Below are 20,742 nucleotides of genomic sequence, written 5' to 3'. Positions count from 1 at the left end.
TTCTGCCTTTGATTTTTTATGCGGATAAAATTAACTGCGTTTTTGACCTTTGCTGGCAACTTCGCCCGCATCCAGTAAATCCCGGCGCAACAGTTCCGCCAGTCTGACATCGCCGCTGGTCACCACTTTGCGATTGGCAACTTTAGCGCGTCCAAACGCCGGAAGCGGTGTAAGCCGCGCCGCTTTGCGGGCATTTAAAGCGATGCGATAACGTGGCTCTCGTGGATTGATTTCATAAGCTGCCAGGAAATGCTCCTGCGCCAGGCTCACTTCGTTGCGCTTGAGATAAATCAATCCCAGATGGTAAAGCGCCGCATCAAATTTGGGGTCGAGGTCAACACATCTCTGCAAATGCCGCAAAGCGATTTCCGCGCGCCCGTCATCCAGATAAGCGCGACCGACAAGATAATACATTTCCGGAGTCGGCTTGAGTTTGAGCGCCCGCTTGAGGTGCGAAATGGCTTCGCGCAATTTGCCTTCACAAGCCAGGATGCGCCCCAATCCGTAATGCGCCGTGAACGAATCCTGTTTGAGTTTCAACGCATCATTTAAATAATTTTTAGCCGATTCCAACTCTCCGTTATCGCCGCAAATCACCCCGAGCATGAGCATTGCCAGGTGATTATCCGGCTCTTTGTTGATGGCGCGTTCAAGATAGAGTTGCGAGAGCGCCGGTTTATTGATGCGGAAAAAATATTCGCCGATAAAAAATGATAAAACTGAATTGGTCGGGTCAATCACCAGAGCTTTTTCAAAATAGCGAATGCCGCGCCGGGCATTGCCATCCAGAAACAGGTCGGTGCCGGTATCCAGAAGCCGCGCAAACAGGTCGATGTTATCGCCGTTGAACTCATTAATCATCAACTCAACCAATTGACCATATCGCTGTTTTTCGCTGGCTTCTTCGTAATGTTCGGCGACGCGGTCGCGCCAGAGGGTTTCGAGTTTGCCGCCTTCGACAGCTCCGCGTTCGGAAAGGTGTTCGACCAGCGCATCAATCATCGCGTGATCATAGAGTCCGCTGGTTGCCTGGCGGTGAATGAGTTCCAGCAGAATGTCTACGCGATCCTGCATTTTGAGTAGCGCGGTTTCCAGTCCGCTGATGCGTTCAAGCAAATGCTCTTCAATAGTCGGTCGGATCATCAGGTCTGCGCCACCGAATGCCGCGCTCGAACGCGATTCCGTGATAATCATCAAACGCATACCGCACTTGATGCAGGTTTCACGGTCATAAGGATTATTATGAGTGCAATTTTGACAAAGTATCATGCGTTTCAGTCCATCGTCTCGGATTGGGTTGATGCCTTGAAACCGGCTACCGTAGCCGGTTTCGGGTTCAAGCGATGGTTACCTTTCAATATTCATAAAATCCTTTTCCTGTCTTGCGACCCAACCAGCCCGCATCAACATATTTCTTCAGTAGCGGGCAGGGGCGATATTTTGAGTCGTTGAATCCATCATATAACACATTCAGTATGGCGAGGCAAACATCCAGACCAATAAAGTCCGCAAGCTGTAACGGACCCATCGGATGATTCATTCCCAGTTTCATCACTTCATCAATCGCTTCGACCGAGCCGACGCCTTCATAAAGCGCGAAAACCGCTTCGTTAATCATCGGCAACAATACGCGATTGGAAACAAAACCCGGCGAATCATTGACCTCGACAGGGGCTTTGCCCAGGCGTTCGGCAAGCTCGCGCGTTACGGCAAAAGTTTCATTTGAGGTGGCGATGCCGCGCACGATTTCCACAAGCTTCATCACCGGCACCGGATTGAAGAAATGCATGCCGATGAATTTATCCGGGCGCGAGGTAATGCCTGCGAGTTTGGTAATCGAAATCGAACTGGTGTTGCTTGCCAAGATCACTTCCGGGCGAACCAATTGGTCAAGCTGTTTGAAGATTTCTGATTTGATGGCGAACTCTTCATTAACCGCTTCGATAACCAAATCCACCTCGGCAAGCGCCTCGATTTCAGTTTGCGCGTCGATGCGTGAAATGATGGTTTGCTTTTCGTCTGCGGAAAGTCGCGCCTTATCAACATCGCGTTGCAGGCTTTTATCAATCGTGGCAAGCGCCCGTTGTAAGAATTCAGCTTTCAAATCGCGCATCACAACCTTGAAACCGGCGCGCGCGGCAACTTGCGCAATGCCGTTACCCATAGTTCCCGAACCGATAATGCCAATTTTATTAATCACAATTTCCTCCGAAAAAAATTATCATAATCGCAAATCGAAAATGATAATAGATAATCTTGCTGCTCTACTTTTTAGGTTTTTGTAGATTATTGAGACGTTCTTGAACGAACTGGCGGTCAGAGGCATTCACCGTTGCGGTTTCCATATACTTAATATATTCAGCAATCGCCTGGTCATTCTGTTGCAATTTTTCATACATTGCGCCCATCGTCGCGTGTACGAAGGCATTGTGTGGCGGCACCAGTTCTCGCATTTTTAAATAATAAGACAATGCCGTTTCCAATTTATTTTGCTGGCTGTAAAACAGCCCAACTTGATAAAAACCATTGGCGCGCGTCCACAACGCCAGCGATTGCTCCAGATTTTCTTCGGCTTTTTGAAAATCTTTTTTCTGTCCGTAAAGCAAGCCGAGATTTAAATAGGTCGTGGCAATGCTGCTACGGGTGAGCGGCGTGACCGACACATTGACTTTTGCCTGTTCGAGGTAATCGATTGCCTGATTGAGATTGCCCGATTGTTTGCTGAAATAACTCAACGTCAAATATGCATTATTGCATTGTTGGTCGAGTTCCAGCGCGGTGCGGGCGGCTGCCTCGGCTTCACGCGGTTTGCCGGCTGTGTAATAAACATTGGCGATAGAAGCGTGCGCTTCGGCAGAGGTTGGTGCCACGGCGATACATCGTTGATAGACGGTTACGGTATCTTGCCAGAACAGACTTTGCCTGATTTGCAAAATGCCAAACCCTAAAACTATAACCGAGGTAAGCGCCACTAAAGCATAGCGGCGTCCGGCAAATTGGCGTTCGACAAGCCATTCAATTCCGAGTCCCAGTAAAAGACAAAAACCCATAGAAGGCAGATAAAGATAACGCTCCTGCACCAAATATTCCTGGTCGAAATTTTTGATGGCAGCAAGCGCCGGTAGCAGGAAAATCAGAAACCAGGCTCCCGCGAATTTGACCAGACGGGATTTCGCCAGAATGAAAACGGCGGCGAGCGCCATCACTAAAAGCAACGGCAAAATAAAATTCAGACTGGTCGCGGAGGTTATAAAACCGGTGTAGTGCTGATAACTGTAACCGTAAGGAAGGCTCACCAAAACCAGATATTTCGTTAAGGCAAGCGGGATGGTCAAAAGCGTTGCACTGAGCGGATAGCGCAATTCTTCAAGCGTAGAAAAAGTACCTAAGGCGTAATAGCGAACCAGTAGAAAAATAACGATTGGCAATAAAAACGCCCCAATTAATTTGGCGGCTTTTGCAAGTTTCAGATTGAAAGCTTCCGCTTCGTTGAAATAGAACAACTCACAATAGGCGACGATGACCGGCAACGCCAAAGCGGTCTCTTTATTCAGCAACGCGAGTAAATGAAAGACCAGCATCGCTACCATCCACACAGGTTTTCCGCTCTCTCGCAGTTTTAAATAAAAGTAAAATGCCGGGAGCAGAAATATCGCCATCAACGGGTCAGTAATGCCGGAAATCCAGGCGACAGATTCGGTGTGCACAGGATGAACCGCAAAGAGACTGGCGGCAATCAGCGCCAGCCGTTTGCGTCCGCTCAACTGGTTGAGAACCAGGAAAACCAGCCAGGTTGCCAGAGCATGAATCAATACATTCATCAAATGCCAGCCCCAGGCTTTGGTTCCGAAAATCGCATACACCCCCATAAACCAGACACTGAAAAGCGGTCTGTAATAGGGTTGTGAAACCGGCGCAATATCCAGATTGATAAATCCCCAGACGGTGGTTGAAAGGGCTTTGGGTAAATTGCGGATGTCGCGGATGGCGTTATTGCCAAGCACCTGCTGATAATCATCGCTGACAAATTCCAACCACAAAGTGTTGATTGAAAACACCAGCGCCAGCATCACCGGCAACAGGGCGCTGACCGGTTGCAGTTTTTTAAATAAACGCTGCTTTGCCGCTTCCGGCGTTTCCATCGTTTCGTCCGGTTCAGTGACCGGAAGCGTAGTGGCGTGAGATGCGGATTTGCTACTTGAAACAGATTGTTTTGCCATTCGATTTATTAATGCAGTATGGTGCGATGTTTTTTATCACTACCACAAATGATTCTGATTTCTTGAACAGTCATTCTAAGCAACACGTCGTAGCCCACGCAAGCAAAGTGGCCGCAAAGTAATTGCCGTATTCAAGTGTTTGGGAGTTGGGTTTGCAAGAAACATAAGGTTGCGGAAATAAAAAAATAAATTTCCGGTAAACCAAATACCGATAATCTTCGTTCTAAGATTTGCGCAATAATTGATTTCACCAATGCGCATTGCAAGCTTATAATCAGAAAGTCAGGTGGAGAGGAACTACTAATTAGTTCAGAGGAGTTTCTTATGAAGAAAATTACAATTTGGACGACGGCTTTGATGATTGCCATCAGCGTGGCTGTCGTCAGTCTTGCGGCAAAACCCGCCGCGCAGACCGGAATTGATCTGCTGAATGTCTTGCCCGATGGCAAAGGCGCAGTGGTTATCGATGTTCAAAAAGTGGTAACCAGCAGTCTGTTTACGCAGGAAAAATTGAAAAACCTGCTTGATAAAGCGCAAAACGAAATCGCCCACATTGGTTTAAATATTTCCGATTTCAATGCCGTAGCGATTTCATTTCCCGCCGCCGGTTTAAGTAACCCGACGATTGCCATCAGCGGTACGCTCAATCAAAACACCATCCTTGCGCAACTGCGCGACAAACCCAATGTCAAAGTTGAAAGCGAAAAATACAAAGGCTTCGACATTCAGAAAGTAACCGAAGTCAGCAAGCCCGACGCCAATGGTAAAGCGGCTGTCAACATCAATAATAGTACGGCGTTCGTTTTCTTCGACTCGAACACCACAGTCGTCAGTTCACTGGCAGGCGTGCGCGCAGCGATTGACGCGCGCGGCGGCGAACGACCGAGCCTGGCAAAGAATACTGAAATCACCGGCGCGCTTTCACAAAACCCGACTGCGCCCATCAGTTTCGCTTTGCAGATGGATGCGAATGCTGCCAAAGGACTCGCGAATAACAGCCTGCCGCTTCCGAATTTTGACACTCTGAAATTGGTTTTCGGAGCCGTTGAACTGACGAATGGCGTTGGCATCAATGCAACCTTGCGTAGCGACAATGCCGAACACGCCAAAGCAATGGCAGACCAGTTGACCGGACTCGTTGGCATGGTCAAAGGTTTCCTGAGCGCCTCCAATGACCCGAAACTCGCGCCGCTTGGTGACGCCTTGAAAAACCTGACCGTCACCACCATTGATGCGGATGTGAAAATCAACGGCACTTTCCCGATGGAACTCATCAGCCAGTTTTTGAAATAACTTTTTGCGAAAAACCAGACCTTTGGCGCGAGCGCGAGACCAGTCTCACGCTCGCGCCTTTTTTATTGGACAAAATTTTTGCTTTTCCGCTTGCGAATAAAACCGTACTAAAATTTTCCAGAAAATTTTCTTGCCCATTTTTTTTTTTTTTTGCATATAATTGAACCCGCTTCACCAGAACGAGTACAGGCAATAAAGCGATGTTGAATTCGTTATGATTTGAGTCCCGTGATCTCTAACCAAAATATTGCGAACTATCCTTTTATTTAAAAGGCAACGATAAATTTCCTCGCAAATTTTTCGCAAAGTAATTCGGACAAAGAGGGCTTTTGCGGTATGCGCTCAGCGTCAATCTAAAAAATTACAGGCAAGACAGTCCCAAGCTTGGACGGCGAAGTCTGTCTTGCCCTCAACACAAACCCAAGAAAGGAGTGTGTCATGCACAGATTACAAGTTCACGGGCTTTTCAGGCAATTGAAAAGCGCAAATTTGAAAGTTGGGGCAATGGTTTTGTTGCTCATCTCGTCGGCTCTGTTGTTTGCAGCCCGCCAAAGTTTTCAAACTCAGGCGGCGCAGCCGACTTTACCGGAGCACGTTGCAGCAATCGCTTATTACTCATTGAAGGGTGATTGGGATTCGATGTTGACCTTGAATAACTCAGCCAATGAAACCGTGAGCGCAAGCCCGGTGCTTTACTCGCTTGACGGCAAAGAGCAGAAGTTGCCCGCCGTTTCTATCCCGGCGCACGATAGCGCCACGCTTCGTTTGCGTGAGTTCGTTGACATCTCAAGCGACAAGGAACACTTTCGGGAAGGCAGTCTTGAAGTGCATTTCAACAACTTGGATGGTATGGCAATCGCTCCGCAATTGACGGTTGCGGATGCCAATCGCCGGATGTCTTTCGATATGGAATCGCCTATGCATTTTCAGTCTTCGAGATTGGAAAGCCTGTGGTGGTCGCTTGATGAAAAGACCGAGGGGCAAGTGATGCTTTGCAATACCACGAATCAAAGCCTGGATGCGATGTTGAATGTCGAATGGCAAGGCGCAGTGATTCCCGCAATGGTTGTTTCATTGTCTTCGCGCCAAACGCTGGTGATGGATATTGAGAAACTGTTGAAGGATTTGCGTATTGAAGCAAAAGGCATTGGACGTGGCGGACTGTCAATTTCGCATAACGGAGCGCCGGGGGCGTTAATCGCCGCAGGCGTGGTGACCAACAAAGCCAGACGCTTTGCCTCGAATTTAAATTTCATTGACCCGGCAACCGAAAAAGTTTCTACGCTTGACGCCACAGGCGTTTTCATCGGACGCCCGATTGCTACGTCGCCATTACCGAATAACGCTTTCTTTACTCCGAAACTTACCTTGAAAAACGCTTCGGATGCGGCGCAAACCGCGACCGTGAAAATCAACTATCCGGCAAACGGAAAGTCAGAATCGCGACCGTTGCCGAAGGTTAGACTTGCGCCGCATGAAGTGCGGACGATTGATTTGACGCGCATCGTTTCAGGTTTGCGTGATACGGCGGTCGAAGGCGCGGGCATTGCTATCGAATACACGGGCAATCCAGGTTCGCTCATCGCCTCGCTTTGCAGCATAGATGAAGCGCGCGGTTTGATGGTGGACGCGCCGTTGGTGAATCGCCAGGCGAATTCGGGACTTGGCGGTAATCACCCGTTCCAAATTGATGATGAGTTTCGTTCGGTGGCGTATCTGACCAACATCACCGATAAACCGACGAAAGCCTTGGTGATCATTTTTCACGATGGCGGACTGTTTACGCCGGAGTTAATCCCGGTGGCGGCGGGGCAGACGGTGACGCTTGATTTGCAGGCGTGGCGGGATACGCAAATGAAGGATGTGCAAGGGCGAAGTTTGCCGAAAGATTTGAGCAAAGGACAACTGTTCTGGCATCCGCACGAAGGCGAGGCGTTGATTGGGCGGGTGGCGCGAATTGACCGGGCGACGAACACCGCGAGTAATTTCAGTTGTATCAGTTGTTGCAGTCAAGAACCGCAACGCTTTGAGGTTACCCCCAATCCCTTTGAAGGCGGCGTCGGTGGCTTTCAACAGATGACGGTAATGGAGTGGGATCAATATTGTGGGCTGTATAATTTGGGACCTTACGATGTGACCAACTCCTGTCAGTATGTCTCCAACAACACCGCGATAGCCACGGTCAACGCGACGGGCGGCGTGAGCTTTGTCAGTGTCGGGAGCACGACGATTACCATGTCGATCACCTATTACCATTCGGAGCCGATTAGCGCCGAAGATTGCGGCATGGTCGAAGCCACCGAATCGGAAAATTGCCCGGTAGCAGTTAAACCAACAGTAACCAAAGTTTATATTACGGATAATCCAAACCTTTCTGCAAAACCGAGAGGTGCAGCATATGATGTTACAATTGAGGGTACAGGATTCGCACAAGGCGCTACCGTAGGTTTTGACACAACAGGAATCTCTAGCGGGACGGCATTTGTAGAAAGCGCCAATAAATTAACAGCTACGTTTACTATCGCTGCAAATGCAAGCGGCGGAAATCGGAAAGTCATTGTGACAGTGGGTACTCAATCAAGTACAGAGAATGTTTATTTTTTTGTTCAGATTCCCACCAAAGTGACCGAAGCTTCAATTTCCAGTATAACTACTTGTGACCCCACCCATTGCACAATTAATGGTCAACCTAATAAATGCGGAGCTTACCGCACACTTACATATCAAATCTGGGATCAACGTAATCCAGCTCAGACGGTTGAAGAAGAGGGTACTGTGACAGAGACTGTTACTCAGTGGGCTAATAACTCCCCCTTTGTAACTAAAATGGAGAACATTAATGGAAATGGCATATTTGCTGATTTAGTCGCAATGACGACTGACGATTCTTCTTGTCCGAGTAATGGGGCTACTGCTGATTTACGCCAAATGTTTTCGGTGAATATAAATGGCATTGACTATGCCTTGTCGACGGTTCGTCGGATACAGATGCAAAAATCATCGGGGGTATATACTATTACCCTAACTACTCCAACACCGTAGTTCGACTATGGAGGGTATAATGAAAAAAATAAGCTTATGGAGTTTGTTCATTTTATTGGGCGTACCTGTGTTAATAGGTGCATTCCAAGCCAATCAAGCACAAAATGCTAGTAGTGATGTACTTGAGCGGACAGTAACAGCTAGTCAGAGTGAATACTCAACAACCCTTGCTTCCTTTATGGAGTCACTGCTCAGCGCTCGCGTTCCAGGTGGGATTGTCACAATTCTACATTGTGACAACAATCTCCCAATACGGCACACCTCTCTTTCTTCCGGCACCTTGCGAGAGGCGATGAACACAATTGTGAATGCTAATCCCGAGTACCGCTGGCAGATTAATGATGGGGTCATTAATCTTTTGCCTGTTCAAGATGAGCCTTCCTTGCTGAACGTGCGGATAAGCAAGTTAAAGGTAAAGGATGCCCGATCAATCGAAACAATACGAAGTAATTTATTTGAGTTGCCGGAAGTGAAGGAAGCCATTGCCAAGCTTCAATTGACTCCAGGAGTGAAATTCATTGTAGGACCTATCCCATTGGATCCGGAACGCCGTCCGAAATACTCTCTTGAATGTGAGAACGTGACAGTGCGTGAGGCGTTAAACGCGATTGTGCGCGCTCACGGTCGAGCGGCGTGGGAATATAAGGAGCAACGCTGCGACGACAAAACAATTTACAATGTCAATTTTGTTATTGAATAGTTCGATTCTTTATCAGTAATGTGAATCAAGAGTTGAAAATTTCCATCGTTGAACACAAAGGGCTTGTCAACTCAGCTTTAAGACTTTTGCCCAGTTGTTGTTTGTAATGCACTGATTTTTTATATCTGATTTCAACTCTTGATTCGCATCAGTAGAGTGATTTTAAAATACCTGACTACAAGAGGGTATAAAAATATTGATGGTATGAAGCACAGCCATTTTCGTCCCGAAGTTCGTCAAACTACTGGCGGGCAAAAAGACTGCTGAGGAGATGCTTGTGCTTCATACCATCAAACTCCTGCACACGCCCACACCGCGAGTAATTTCAGTTGTATCAGTTGTTGCAGTCAGGAACCGCAACGCTTTGAGGTTACCCCCAATCCCTTTGAAGGCGGCGTCGGTGGCTTTCAACAGATGACGGTGATGGAATGGGATCAATATTGTGGGCTGTATAATTTGGGACCTTACGATGTGACCAACTCCTGTCAGTATGTCTCCAACAACACCGCGATAGCCACGGTCAACGCGACGGGCGGCGTAACCTTTGTCAGTGTCGGGAGCACGACGATTACCATGTCGATCACCTATTACCATTCGGAGCCGATTAGCGCCGAGGATTGCGGCATGGTCGAAGCCACCGAATCGGAAAATTGCCCGGTAGCAGTTAAACCAACAGTCTCTAGCATTGATGTAACGAAAGGTGTAGTTGGTTCCACTTACAGCTTGGAAATTACAGGGACAGGGTTTGCACAGGGTGCCACAGTAAGTTTGAGTCCAAATACAGGAGTTACAGTTAGTGGTGTGGTGGTTGCTGGCGCTACATCAATTTTTGCTGATTTCGCAATCGCTGATACTGCTTCTGGCGGCAACCGCCGTGTCATTGTAACTGTAATGACACAATCAAGCACGGATAATGTAAATTTCTTCGTTCAAATTCCTTCACGAATTACAATTGAAAGTCAAGGTGAACTTATTACTTGCGATCCAACTCTTTGCACGATTGATAATCAACCAAACAAATGTGGGGCGTATAGAATCGCAACTTACCAACTGGCTGACCAGAACGGGCAGGCGATTTCTACGGAGGGGTCAGTGACAGAATTTATCTCTGAGTGGTCTGATCAAACCGAAACTACGGTTTTTGAAAAATCTGCACAAATAGGAGCAGATGGCAGAATTTCAGATTTAGTGGGATTTGCCGGGACTGGTAGTAGCTGCCCAATTAATGGCGATGGTTTTGATAGGAGGCAAAAATTTAAAGTGACAGTTAACAACAAATCTTTTGATTTAACAACGAAGCAACGACTTCAAGGTCAGAAATCCTTAGGGCAATATTCAATTTCAATAACCACAGCAGTGCAGTAGTCGCGTTGCTTTAGGAGATAAAATGAAAAAATCAATTTTTTTTGCGTTACATATTTTTGTGAGCATATTTATGCTGATGCTCTCAGGACAAAATGGTCAGGCACAAAAAGCAACTTCTGATGTCCTTGATCACCAAGTGGTAATTAATGATGTTGATTATCATACAATTCGCTCGACCTTTTTAACTTCTTTAGCTAGTGCACGCGTTCCTGGAGGTATCATTACAATCCTAGATTGTGCTGATACTCAAAACCCGCAAGTAACTCGGCTGCCACAACCAACATTAAGAGAAACCTTAGACGCAATCGTCTTTGGAAACCCGGAATATCGGTGGCAGATTGATGAAGGAGTGATTAATCTTCTGACTACTAAGGATGAGCCTTCGTTGCTGAAAGTCCAAGTAAACAGACTGAAGGTTGAAAAGGTGAGGTCAATAGGCGCGATTTTAGATGCGCTAATTAACTTGCCGGAAGTGAAAGAGGCAATTGCCAGGCTTAATTTAAAGCCGGGTCTTAAAATTATGATAGGCCCGGTCAATCCAACCCCTCCGCAGTATACTTTGATCTACGAAAACATTTCAGTGCGTGACGCTCTTAATAAGATTGCGGGTCTTCACGGACGAGCAGTATGGGAATATAAAGAACGACGCTGCGATGGGAAGACCGAGTTTTCCATTGATTTTGTCGTTGAATAGAATGCAGGACGTTTTGATAGTTCACTAACCCAAGACACTCACTCAATGCCTCTTGTGTTGGAGCCGTGTAGAAGCAAAAACTTTTTCACGGCTCGCAAAACTCAACACAAAATGAAAGATGAAATCTATGAAATCAACAAGGTATGCAATCGTAGTGATCTTAATTGAAGGGTGCGCGTAATTCCCGCCCTTTATTTATAGGGGTTTTAGCGCCGGATAGCGATTTCGTGACGCTTAAAGTTTTGCGCATCCGCTAAAAATCTCAAAAAGCCCAGTAAATCCTGGCTTTTCGTTTTGCGAATTACGCACACTCTTCACTTAATAGAAAGATATAATACTCTGTCAACCAGGATAAATTTAATCGGGGCAAAAAAGATTAAGATTTTAATAACTCGCGGTAATAAAATGATATGCTCTTAACGACCAAATCCTGGCAAGCGAGTTAACCTGTTAGAAACTCAAAAACAAGGGTGTTGGCTTGGGTTTGTAAATTTCTTTTCAACACGACTGAGATTGAAAAGGTATGCTTGTGGAAATTCGCATAATTCGTGTTTTGATTATTTGCCATAAATCTTGCTGTGCGCGAAGCGACCAAATGCCACCCGGTGATTTATAATCCTTGGCGTTATGGAGCCGACCAAGCGATACGTGATTAAACGCGAGGTGCCGCGCCGCTATCTCGTCAATTACCAAGCTGACCTCAACGAAGAACAATATGCCGTCGTCACGGCGGGCGCGGGACCCTTGCTCGTCATCGCGGGCGCGGGTTCCGGCAAAACCCGCGCCGTCACCTATCGCGTCGCCCGTTTGATCGAATCGGGGATTGCCCCTTCGCGCATTCTGCTGGTCACCTTCACCAACAAAGCGGCGCGCGAAATGCTCCATCGCGTCGAAGGTTTGGTGCAAGCCGATGTAAGAAAAATCTGGGGCGGGACGTTTCATTCCATCGCCAATCGCATCCTGCGCCGCCACGCTGAATCCCTCGACTATCAGGCGAATTTCACCATCCTCGACAGCGAAGACGCCGTAGATATGGTTGACGCGGCGATTCAGGAAGCGGGCATCGACACCAAAGCCCGGCGTTTTCCCAAAGCCGAAGTCGTGCAGGGCATCATCAGTTTTGCCAACAACACGGATACCCCGATTCGCGATTGCATCGTGCGCCTCTATCCGCAATTTGAACCGCTCGCCGCGCAAATCGAACGGGTTGACCGGCTCTATCAGGCGCGCAAACTCGAACGCAACGCGATGGATTACGACGACCTGCTGCTGAATTGGAAAAAATTGTTAATCGAATGCCGGGAAGTAAGCGATTATTGGGCAGAACAATTCGAGTACATACTGGTTGATGAATATCAGGACACCAATAAAATACAGGCGGAAATCGTTGACTTGCTGGCTGTCAAACATCGCAATGTGACGGTGGTCGGAGATGACGCCCAATCAATTTTTGGATGGCGCGGAGCGCACTTTCAAAACATTTATGAATTCAAAGACCGCTATCCCGACGCCCAGGAATTTCATCTCGAAGCCAACTATCGTTCGCGTCCTGAAATCGTCATGCTTGCCAATGCTTCGATAAAGAACAATCGCAAACAATTTCCAAAAAATTTGCGCTCGATTCGTCATTCATCAGGCGTAGCCCCTGCGCTCATTCCAACGCACGACCTCGACCAGCAGGCGGCGTTTGTCGCCAGCCGCATTCTTGAATTGCGCGACGAAGGCGTCGGTCTTGATGAAATCGCCGTGCTTTATCGCAGCCACTACCACGCGCTCGAATTGCAACTGGAACTTACGCGGCGCGGCATTCCTTACGTGGTGCGTTCAGGCGTACGTTTTTTTGAACAGGCGCATATCAAAGATGTGATTTCATATCTCCGGTTGCTGGTCAATCCGCGTGACGAGATTGCCTGGAAACGTGTATTGAAATTGATTCCGCAGGTCGGCAACGCGACCGCCAATCGCATCTGGGAACGACTGGCGAGCGCCGAGGAACCTTTAGCTTTGGTGCGTCGCGCCGATTTCGACGCGCAACCGCGATTTCGTGAAGGCTGGACGGAGTTCGTGAAACTCGTTGAACAACTCCTAAGTCCCGAATTTTTGCATCAACCGGCGCGGCAGATAGCTTTGATTTTGTCATCGGGTTACGAAACCCATCTCGAAAACAGTTATGAAAACGCCGATTTGCGCGCAGAGGATTTGCGACAACTGGCGAACTTTGCAGCGCGCTTTGAAACCACCGAAGAATTTTTATCCGAACTTGCGCTGATTAATACTGAACGGTTTGCCGCGCCGCAAGGCACGATTGCCGAAGATGTCGTAGCGGGTGGCGATGAAGACGAACAACTGGTTCTCAGTTCGATTCATCAGGCGAAGGGGCTGGAATGGCGCGCTGTCTTTTTGATTTGGGCAGCCGATGGCAAATTTCCTTCGGCTAGAAGTTTGCGCGATGGCGAACAGGAAGAGGAAGAACGACGGCTCTTTTATGTGGCGATTACCCGCGCCAAAGATGAACTCTATGTCTGCTATCCGTTGGTGGTGACCGATTATTCGAGACAAACGGTAATTCAAAAACCTTCACGCTTTATTACGGAAGTTTCCCGCGAACTATTTGAAATCTGGTCGCTCGAAGAAGAGACCCGCGAATTCGCGCCCACCGATGAACCGAAATTAATCAATTGAATCATTGAATCGGGAGTCATTTACTCAAGCGAAATTTTCATTGGAACAAATAGTAGTTTATGACGTTTTTAGGGTATCAATCCGCCGGGTTGATGCTCTGTAAGACTAGAAAAGAATAGAAGGAGAAAGCGAGCCTTCGGGCTGGCAACGAAAAAATGGCGACAACCGATCAACCAGTTTACGAAATTCACCAGCGTATGTGGGAATGTAAAGAATGTCATTCAATGATTGATGCAAGCGAAACCATCGCCTATCACCTGATTAATGGTGTGCTGTATGGATGGTGCCCGATTTGTTTTACCACCTCGCTCAAACAAGCTGCCTAAAAATTAAATCCTGATCAAACCACGTTGAATCGTGTTTATGGTTTACACGAACGCGGTCAAAGATTGCTTGCTCAACCTCGATAGATGATTATCTGCGTTGAAGAAGCGGTTTTTGATCGCGTTTCTATTTCAATCATTCGACTTTTCCGCTTCCAACAATTTTTGCACAACGACAAATTCTCCGGCGAGTAAATCCAAAAGCGTATCCGCGCCGGTTAAGTTGCCTTTGCGGCTTTTCGCTTCGAGCATTTCGCAAAGACCTGCCATACGTTTAACGCCGAGATTGGCGCTGCTGCCTTTTAAAGCGTGCGCCACGCGCCTGAGCGATTCGGCATCGTTTTCATCAAGAGCTTTGCGCATCAATTCAAGTCGCGGCGCAGCATCTGAACAGAATAAATCAATTAAATTTGGAATCAGTTCTTTGCGCTTTGCGCCAAGCGCGGCGCGCAATTTCGCGAGCACCCTTTTATCCAGAGATTCGGAAAAATTCTCGACCGGTTTTGGTTCGGCAATTTCTGTAACGATGGCAGAATTGTTCAACCATTTTTTTATCATCGCATCCAGTTTTTCCGGGTCAATCGGTTTACTGAGATAATCGTCCATGCCTGCCGCAAGACACCTTTCGGCGTCGCCTTCCAGAGCATTTGCCGTGAGCGCAATGATGATGGAATGTTTGTCGCCTTGAGTGCGACGAATCGCTGCCGTCGCTTCATAACCGTCCATCACCGGCATCTGACAATCCATCAAAATAATCGCGTAATCATTTTTCGCTAACGCTTCAATCACTTCACGCCCGTTGGTTACGGTATCCGCCTGATAACCGAGACTCTGAAGTTGCAAGACGGCGACCTCGCGATTGACCGGATTATCTTCGGCAAGCAACAGGCGGACTTTGGTATTGAGTGAATGTTCAACCGGCAAATCGGCATTGAGCCTTGCGCGTTCAATCGGTCGATTACCCTTTGTTCCGGCTGTCTTCAGCGTATGCGGCGTTTCGGCAATCAAGGTTGCCAGACAATCGAACAGTTCCGATTGTTTGACGGGTTTGATAATGAACGCTTCAATGCCGGGATTTTTTTGCTGGTCGCCGATATTACCAAGCGAAGACATCATCACCAGGCGGGTTGCGTGAAGGCGTTCATCGCTTTTAATCGCTTCAACCAATTTCAACCCATCCATCTCAGGCATCTGCATATCGAGAATTGCCAGCCCAAACGGGTCGGCATCGGCTGCCTCGCGTAACACCTGCAACGCTTCTCTGGCGCTTCCGGCTGTCGCGTAACGCATCCGCCACGAACTGACATAGTGGCTGAGAATCGTGCGGTTGGTTTCGTTATCATCAACGATTAACAGCCGCAGTTTTTCGATGACCGATTTTTGCGGCAACGGCGCGACCCGTTCATCGGTTTGCACTTCCAGAGGAATGGTGAACCAGAACGTCGAACCTTTACCGGGTTGGCTCACCACGCCGATTTCACCTTGCATGAGGTCAACCAGTTGTTTGGAAATCGCCAGTCCAAGTCCGGTGCCGCCGTATCTGCGCGTCGTCGAAGAGTCGGCTTGCGAAAAGGCTTGAAAGAGATTTGCCTGAATGGCTTTTTCCATGCCGATGCCGGTGTCTGTGACTTCAACCCGTAAACGGATTTGCGATGGGCTGAGAGGTTGTTTGGTGACGCTGACGATGACTTCGCCGGCTTCTGTGAATTTGATGGCGTTGCTCACCAGATTGGTGATGATTTGGCGCAGTCGCAAAGGGTCGCCGCGCAAATTGTCCGGCACATCGTTATACACGAAAGACGCGAGTTCGAGGTGTTTTTTCTGCGCCGGTTCGGCAAGCAGTTCAACGACGCTTTCAACCAGAGTTCGCAATTCAAACTGCACGTTTTCGAGAATCAATTTGCCTGATTCGATTTTTGAAAAATCGAGAATGTCATTGATGATGGCAAGCAAAGCATCGGCGCTCAGTTGTACGGTGTCAGCCATCTTTCGCTGTTCGGGGGTCAAAGCGGTTTTCAATAAAAGTCCGGTCATGCCGATGATGCCATTCATCGGGGTGCGAATTTCGTGGCTCATGTTGGCTAAAAAAGCCGATTTTGCCTGACTGGCTTTCAAAGCCGCTTCGCGGGCTTCAATCAAATCTCTTTCCAGTTGTTTGCGTTCGGTGACATCGCGGAAAATCGAGCGCGTCGCGTAAGGGTTGCCGTTTTTGAAACTACAATTGACATTGCCTTCGACAATGATGACCCGTCCGGTTTTCGTCAGGAATTTGGCTTCAACGAAATTGATATTTTCGCCCTGCATCAACCTTGAAAATAAATCCCGACAATGTTCAAGGCTATCCGGGTGAATGATGTTGAATAAATTGAGGCGTTCGATTTCCGCTTTACTGTAACCGAGGGTTTGTCGCCACGCCGGATTGACATATAAAAATCTGCCATCGGGCGCAACGCTTTGAATGAGGTCACTGGCATTTTCAAACAGTTCGCGGTAACGCTCTTCGCTCTCTTTCAAGGCTTCTTCGGCGCGTTTGCGTTCGGTAATATCCTGCGCGTGACCGAGAATAAACGGGGCATTGATGCCGTTATCCTGTTTGACGTTGTGATATTGCCAGGTGCATTCTTCGCCATTTTTTTTGAGCAAAACGATGTTGCCGGTAACCGTTGGTCTGACGCGAATCAATTCCAGATAGGTTTTGAATGACGATTTGGCGATAGGCGCAAGCAAGTCATATAAATTTTTACCTGTTAAATCCGCCGGTTCATAACCGAGCGAATGAGCCGCCGCCGGATTGACCATCAATAAATTGCCTTCAAGGTCGTGTGTGCAAATCAACCCCAGGCTGTTTTCAACCAGCACCCGGTAACGGGTTTCGCTTTCCCGCAGAGCTTTTTCGGCTTCTTCCAATTTTTCAAAAGCCAGGCTTTTATCGCGGGCTTTTTGCGCCAGGATTTGAATCTCTTCGTAATCAAGGCGCAAGCGTTCGATGGTTAAAACCTGTTTGCCGCTCGCAGAAATGGCAAAGGCTTCCAGTTGAATTAAATTGCCCGCGGTGTCTTCATCCGCCCAGGGACCGGAATTGAGTCGTCCGATTTGATGTTGCTGCCAGAAGGGTTCGGCTTCCTGTAAAAAATATTCAATGAAGGGAAATTTTTCTGTGAGGTTCAACGGCTCGGGTGCATCAAGACATTCGGGGTAAATCGCTAAAAACCAGGCGGGCGGCGCGTTGAGCAATTTGAACGCCCCATTACCAAGGCGCTCAAAAGCCGCCGCATCAAGCGCCGTGAAAATATCTGTGTACAAAACTTGAGTCATCACCGCTGTTCAAAATAAGAGATTATGATTGGTTGCACGCCGGGTTTACAGCTTGAGAATTTTTTTCGTCAAAGACAAAAACGCTTGTTCTACGCCTTGCCCGGTTTTAGCACTGGTTTCCAGCACTTCAAAACCTTGTCCGGCAAGATGCTCTATGGCGCTCCTGGCAATTTTTAACTCATCCAGCAAATCCGATTTGTTGAATACCAGAATAAACGGCAACTCGCCGATTTCTTCCTCAACCCGCTGTTTTAAATCCAATGCCATCTCTAAAGTTTTCGGGCGCGTTCTATCGACTACCAGCAGATAACCCGCCGCGCCGCGCAGATACGAGGTTCTGAGTTGCAGGTATTCGTCTTCGCCTGCCAAATCCCACAACATCAGCATAACCTCCTGTCCGTCTATCTGAACAATTTTTTTATCGACTTTAACGCCGATGGTGGTGAGATATTTTTCCGAAAAAAGGCTTTTGACGAACCGCGCCAGCAGGCTGGTTTTACCGACCGCATAAGCTCCAAGCGTGCAGATTTTTTTCTGTAACATCAAACCCCGACTACTTTCCCTGTATCCGAAAATTTATTCTACGATAACCACTTTAAAGGTGACTTGGCGACCCGAATCCTGCGATTGATTCATCGGCTGATTGCTTACGGCAACCAGATTATTGGCACTCACGCCTTGCGCAATCAATGTGGCAATGACGTTGCGAGCGCGTTCCTGTTGCAGTTCCTGATTGAGCGAATCCGGCCCGGTCGGGTCTGTATGCCCGCTGATTTCGACGCGCCAGGATTTGCCTGCGGCGATGAACTGCTTTTCAAGAGCTTGCAAATCTTCGACCAGCGAAGCCATGATTTCGCGCTCCGTCGGCAAAATTTCGGCGGAACCGGCATTGAAATGGATAAGCGTTTTTTCAACCCGCGCTCTGGTCTGCTCATCGAAAAGCCGGTCAAGTTTGAATTCGTTGACTCCGACAATCAATTTTGCCAACCGCTCCGCTTCACCGACCCAGAGTAATGGCGCGTTGCCGCTCGCATGCAGCACGCCGTTTTCAAGCGTCAGCGCCACACCTTTGGGCGGTTGCAATAAACCCTTGGCGCGTTGCAAAACAAAATCGGGATGCGAAGATTGATAAGTTTCCCAACGACTCACAACCGTTTGCGGATTCACCTCGGTGGTTTGCAAAATCGCTTGCGGGTCTGATGCCAGCGGGTCGCGCAGTCCGGTGATGTGAAATTTGCCGCCGCGCCTTTCTTGAGAAACCACCACGATGCCGGGTTCACTTTGCAATCGATTGACATAGTCATCAAAACGCCACTGGCTTCTCAAGGAGAAAAATAACCAGGTCGCAACGGCGATTAATACCACACCGACTATTGCCCAGAGCAAAACCGGCTGCCGCGTTTTATCGGCTTGTTCCTGAAGTTGCATCTGCAAACAATCTTCAAGCGTCGGGCGGCTGGCTTCAAATGCCGAAGCCTCGCCTTGAAACGCACTAAGCGCATTGGCTTGTTCGAGGTGAATGGTTTCAATCGCGTCCTGCAAAACTCTTCGATATTCCTGCGGCGCATTGCCGCGAATGACCGATGCCAGCAAGGCTTTCGGACCCTGTTCAATCCATACCTGCAAATCGCCGACTTCCAGAGATTCCAGAGCGTCGCCGCTTTTCGTGCCGAATGAATCGTGTACGAAATCCTGAATCGCGGTGAGCATTCCCGAAACCATATCGGCGTCTTGCGTGACGGTGTGGGTTGCCGAAACGTGTTGTAACAACAAGCCGGTTTCAATGTGAATTAAAAAGACCTGTTCAACCCGGTAGCGCAGGGTGTGCGAGAGCACCACTTCGGCAAATGATTTCCCGGTGCGCAAGGCTTCGATGCGCCACTTCACCCCTTTAATGGAGATGCTGTATTCGAGGGCTTGATTGAGCGATTGCACGAGTTCGCGCAAGGCGTTCGAGATGGCTTTGCGGATAGCCGGACCAATAATTGGAAAGATGGCATCGGCAATGGCGCGGGGATTTCGTTTGACGGAAGCGTTGAGGGATTCTTCGACGGTCGGGGTTAAGGCTTTGGTTAAGGCTTTATCTTTTTTCGCCCGGAGCAGGATGCTGTCCGGGAGCACACTGCTTAAATCTTCGGCGCGACGTTGAGGATTTTCGATGCGCGCTTTAAGTTTGGCGAACTGCTCACGGTCTTCCGCAAGCAGCAGTTCGCGCAGTTCGCCAAACTCATCAAGGGCTTGCAAGTCCGGTTTCTGAACTGTCTCATCAGGTTGGTCATTTTCCTGAAGAGAGAGTTCAATCATTGCTTAAATCCTCCGCGCCCGGAATCGCGAATTCATTATTCAACCGCATGGCGAGTTCGGTAAACATTGCCGCAAGCGCCGCGCGGTCAGTTTTTTCGTAACGCAATTCCTGCGATTCTCGCTCCAAGGCGTCCAATGCCTCCTGCTGTTTCTGGCGAATATCACCGGAAAGTCGCTTCGACTGGTCGAGCAGTTGTTCGCGCAAATCGCGCTGATTTTTGGTGATTTGATCGTCGAGTTGGGTGCTCTTTTTCTCAAAGGCTTTAGTTAAATCCTTGAGGTCGCGGGCGAGTTGATTATTGGTCTCTTTGCGTTCGCCCTGTTCGGCTTTCAATTTATCGGAGAGGCTGTCGAGTTCTTTTTTGATATAAATTTCCAGCGCGTCAAAGCGTTTGCGCACTTCGTCCTTCAAATCATGGGATTCTTTAATCAATCGCTCTTCGAGTTTGGCAAAGCGTTTTTCATAATCGCGCGCTTGTGAACCGAAGAGGATTTCCCGGACTTTATCGAGACTGCCCGCGCCTTCTGCGGTTTGTGCAGACGGGGCTTTGCCGTCAATTTGCTTTCTTTCCTCAGCCATAGGTTTCGCTTTACTCCTTAGCGGTAGTTTGTTTTTTGCAGGTTTCACAGAAACCGCTTTCATTACTTTCGATTTCGTACCAGGCCGTTTGCTCTTTGTAGATGACACCTCGTTGCTCCTTGTTTTATAGCAAGCAATTCAGGTTAAACAACCATAGCGTTAATTGGGGATGTTCTGCGAGCAAAAGCATATAACACAGCCCTTGAAAATCAAAGTGCCGGAAA

General features: G+C 48.2%; 14 protein-coding genes. 7 read left to right on the top strand and 7 right to left on the bottom strand.

The annotated features are described in order from the left end of the window. Window positions 1-30 precede the first annotated feature (30 nt). From AB1757_27135 to AB1757_27125, 3 genes are all read right to left on the bottom strand, one after another. Window positions 31-1,269, bottom strand: a complete 1,239-nt coding sequence (locus tag AB1757_27135; GenBank protein MEW6130735.1) for a tetratricopeptide repeat protein — start codon at window positions 1,267-1,269, stop codon at window positions 31-33. Window positions 1,270-1,354: 85 nt separating this feature from the next. Next, window positions 1,355-2,203, bottom strand: coding sequence for a 3-hydroxybutyryl-CoA dehydrogenase (locus tag AB1757_27130; GenBank protein ID MEW6130734.1), 849 nt, complete (start codon window positions 2,201-2,203; stop codon window positions 1,355-1,357). Between the two features lie 61 nt (window positions 2,204-2,264). Then, the gene (locus tag AB1757_27125) at window positions 2,265-4,220 is read right to left on the bottom strand and encodes a tetratricopeptide repeat protein (GenBank protein MEW6130733.1); all 1,956 of its coding nucleotides are present in this window, start codon (window positions 4,218-4,220) and stop codon (window positions 2,265-2,267) included. A 324-nt stretch (window positions 4,221-4,544) separates the two neighbouring features. Between AB1757_27125 and AB1757_27120 the strand changes: the two genes are divergently transcribed. From AB1757_27120 to AB1757_27090, 7 genes are all read left to right on the top strand, one after another. After that, on the top strand, window positions 4,545-5,513 hold the full coding sequence (locus tag AB1757_27120) for a hypothetical protein (GenBank protein ID MEW6130732.1): 969 nt from the start codon (window positions 4,545-4,547) through the stop codon (window positions 5,511-5,513). Window positions 5,514-5,951: 438 nt separating this feature from the next. Continuing rightward, a complete protein-coding gene (locus tag AB1757_27115) occupies window positions 5,952-8,555 on the top strand; it encodes a hypothetical protein (protein MEW6130731.1) in 2,604 nt (867 codons plus the stop codon). A gap of 19 nt (window positions 8,556-8,574) precedes the next feature. After that, window positions 8,575-9,255 carry a hypothetical protein gene (locus AB1757_27110; protein MEW6130730.1) on the top strand — a complete coding sequence of 227 codons (681 nt, stop codon included), beginning with the start codon at window positions 8,575-8,577 and terminating at the stop codon, window positions 9,253-9,255. Between the two features lie 414 nt (window positions 9,256-9,669). Then, entirely contained in the window at window positions 9,670-10,620 is a 951-nt protein-coding gene (locus tag AB1757_27105) for an Ig-like domain-containing protein (GenBank protein ID MEW6130729.1), read from the top strand. Between the two features lie 22 nt (window positions 10,621-10,642). Further along, on the top strand, window positions 10,643-11,314 hold the full coding sequence (locus AB1757_27100) for a hypothetical protein (protein MEW6130728.1): 672 nt from the start codon (window positions 10,643-10,645) through the stop codon (window positions 11,312-11,314). 627 nt (window positions 11,315-11,941) lie between these two features. Further along, a complete protein-coding gene (locus AB1757_27095; protein ID MEW6130727.1) occupies window positions 11,942-13,996 on the top strand; it encodes an ATP-dependent helicase in 2,055 nt (684 codons plus the stop codon). A gap of 155 nt (window positions 13,997-14,151) precedes the next feature. Beyond that, window positions 14,152-14,322 (top strand): hypothetical protein, encoded by a 171-nt coding sequence (locus tag AB1757_27090; GenBank protein ID MEW6130726.1) that lies wholly within the window; start codon window positions 14,152-14,154, stop codon window positions 14,320-14,322. A 129-nt stretch (window positions 14,323-14,451) separates the two neighbouring features. Here AB1757_27090 and AB1757_27085 read toward each other — a convergent pair whose 3' ends face one another. From AB1757_27085 to AB1757_27070, 4 genes are read right to left on the bottom strand one after another with little or no spacing between them, the layout of a single operon-like run. Next, window positions 14,452-17,634 carry a PAS domain S-box protein gene (locus AB1757_27085; protein ID MEW6130725.1) on the bottom strand — a complete coding sequence of 1,061 codons (3,183 nt, stop codon included), beginning with the start codon at window positions 17,632-17,634 and terminating at the stop codon, window positions 14,452-14,454. 45 nt (window positions 17,635-17,679) lie between these two features. Beyond that, the gene (locus AB1757_27080; GenBank protein MEW6130724.1) at window positions 17,680-18,177 is read right to left on the bottom strand and encodes a Rab family GTPase; all 498 of its coding nucleotides are present in this window, start codon (window positions 18,175-18,177) and stop codon (window positions 17,680-17,682) included. Between the two features lie 33 nt (window positions 18,178-18,210). Further along, complete coding sequence (locus tag AB1757_27075; GenBank protein ID MEW6130723.1) at window positions 18,211-19,938, bottom strand: OmpA family protein; 1,728 nt, start codon at window positions 19,936-19,938, stop codon at window positions 18,211-18,213. Continuing rightward, window positions 19,931-20,518 carry a hypothetical protein gene (locus tag AB1757_27070; GenBank protein ID MEW6130722.1) on the bottom strand — a complete coding sequence of 196 codons (588 nt, stop codon included), beginning with the start codon at window positions 20,516-20,518 and terminating at the stop codon, window positions 19,931-19,933. Before AB1757_27070 ends, AB1757_27075 begins: the two co-directional genes overlap by 8 nt. Between the last annotated feature and the right edge of the window lie 224 nt (window positions 20,519-20,742).

Source organism: Acidobacteriota bacterium (assembly GCA_040754075.1).
Classification (GTDB): domain Bacteria; phylum Acidobacteriota; class Blastocatellia; order UBA7656; family UBA7656; genus JBFMDH01.
This window is presented reverse-complemented; position numbering and strand designations above follow the sequence as displayed.

What these genes read in the sequence shown, in the direction of transcription:
- AB1757_27135 (MEW6130735.1), bottom strand. Translation starts at nt 1,269, where the DNA reads ATGATACTTTGTCAAAATTGCACTCATAATAATCCTTATGACCGTGAA.
- AB1757_27080 (MEW6130724.1), bottom strand. Translation starts at nt 18,177, where the DNA reads ATGTTACAGAAAAAAATCTGCACGCTTGGAGCTTATGCGGTCGGTAAA.
- AB1757_27120 (MEW6130732.1), top strand. Translation starts at nt 4,545, where the DNA reads ATGAAGAAAATTACAATTTGGACGACGGCTTTGATGATTGCCATCAGC.
- AB1757_27110 (MEW6130730.1), top strand. Translation starts at nt 8,575, where the DNA reads ATGAAAAAAATAAGCTTATGGAGTTTGTTCATTTTATTGGGCGTACCT.
- AB1757_27115 (MEW6130731.1), top strand. Translation starts at nt 5,952, where the DNA reads ATGCACAGATTACAAGTTCACGGGCTTTTCAGGCAATTGAAAAGCGCA.
- AB1757_27090 (MEW6130726.1), top strand. Translation starts at nt 14,152, where the DNA reads ATGGCGACAACCGATCAACCAGTTTACGAAATTCACCAGCGTATGTGG.
- AB1757_27105 (MEW6130729.1), top strand. Translation starts at nt 9,670, where the DNA reads ATGACGGTGATGGAATGGGATCAATATTGTGGGCTGTATAATTTGGGA.
- AB1757_27070 (MEW6130722.1), bottom strand. Translation starts at nt 20,518, where the DNA reads ATGGCTGAGGAAAGAAAGCAAATTGACGGCAAAGCCCCGTCTGCACAA.
- AB1757_27085 (MEW6130725.1), bottom strand. Translation starts at nt 17,634, where the DNA reads ATGACTCAAGTTTTGTACACAGATATTTTCACGGCGCTTGATGCGGCG.
- AB1757_27125 (MEW6130733.1), bottom strand. Translation starts at nt 4,220, where the DNA reads ATGGCAAAACAATCTGTTTCAAGTAGCAAATCCGCATCTCACGCCACT.
- AB1757_27100 (MEW6130728.1), top strand. Translation starts at nt 10,643, where the DNA reads ATGAAAAAATCAATTTTTTTTGCGTTACATATTTTTGTGAGCATATTT.
- AB1757_27095 (MEW6130727.1), top strand. Translation starts at nt 11,942, where the DNA reads ATGGAGCCGACCAAGCGATACGTGATTAAACGCGAGGTGCCGCGCCGC.
- AB1757_27075 (MEW6130723.1), bottom strand. Translation starts at nt 19,938, where the DNA reads ATGATTGAACTCTCTCTTCAGGAAAATGACCAACCTGATGAGACAGTT.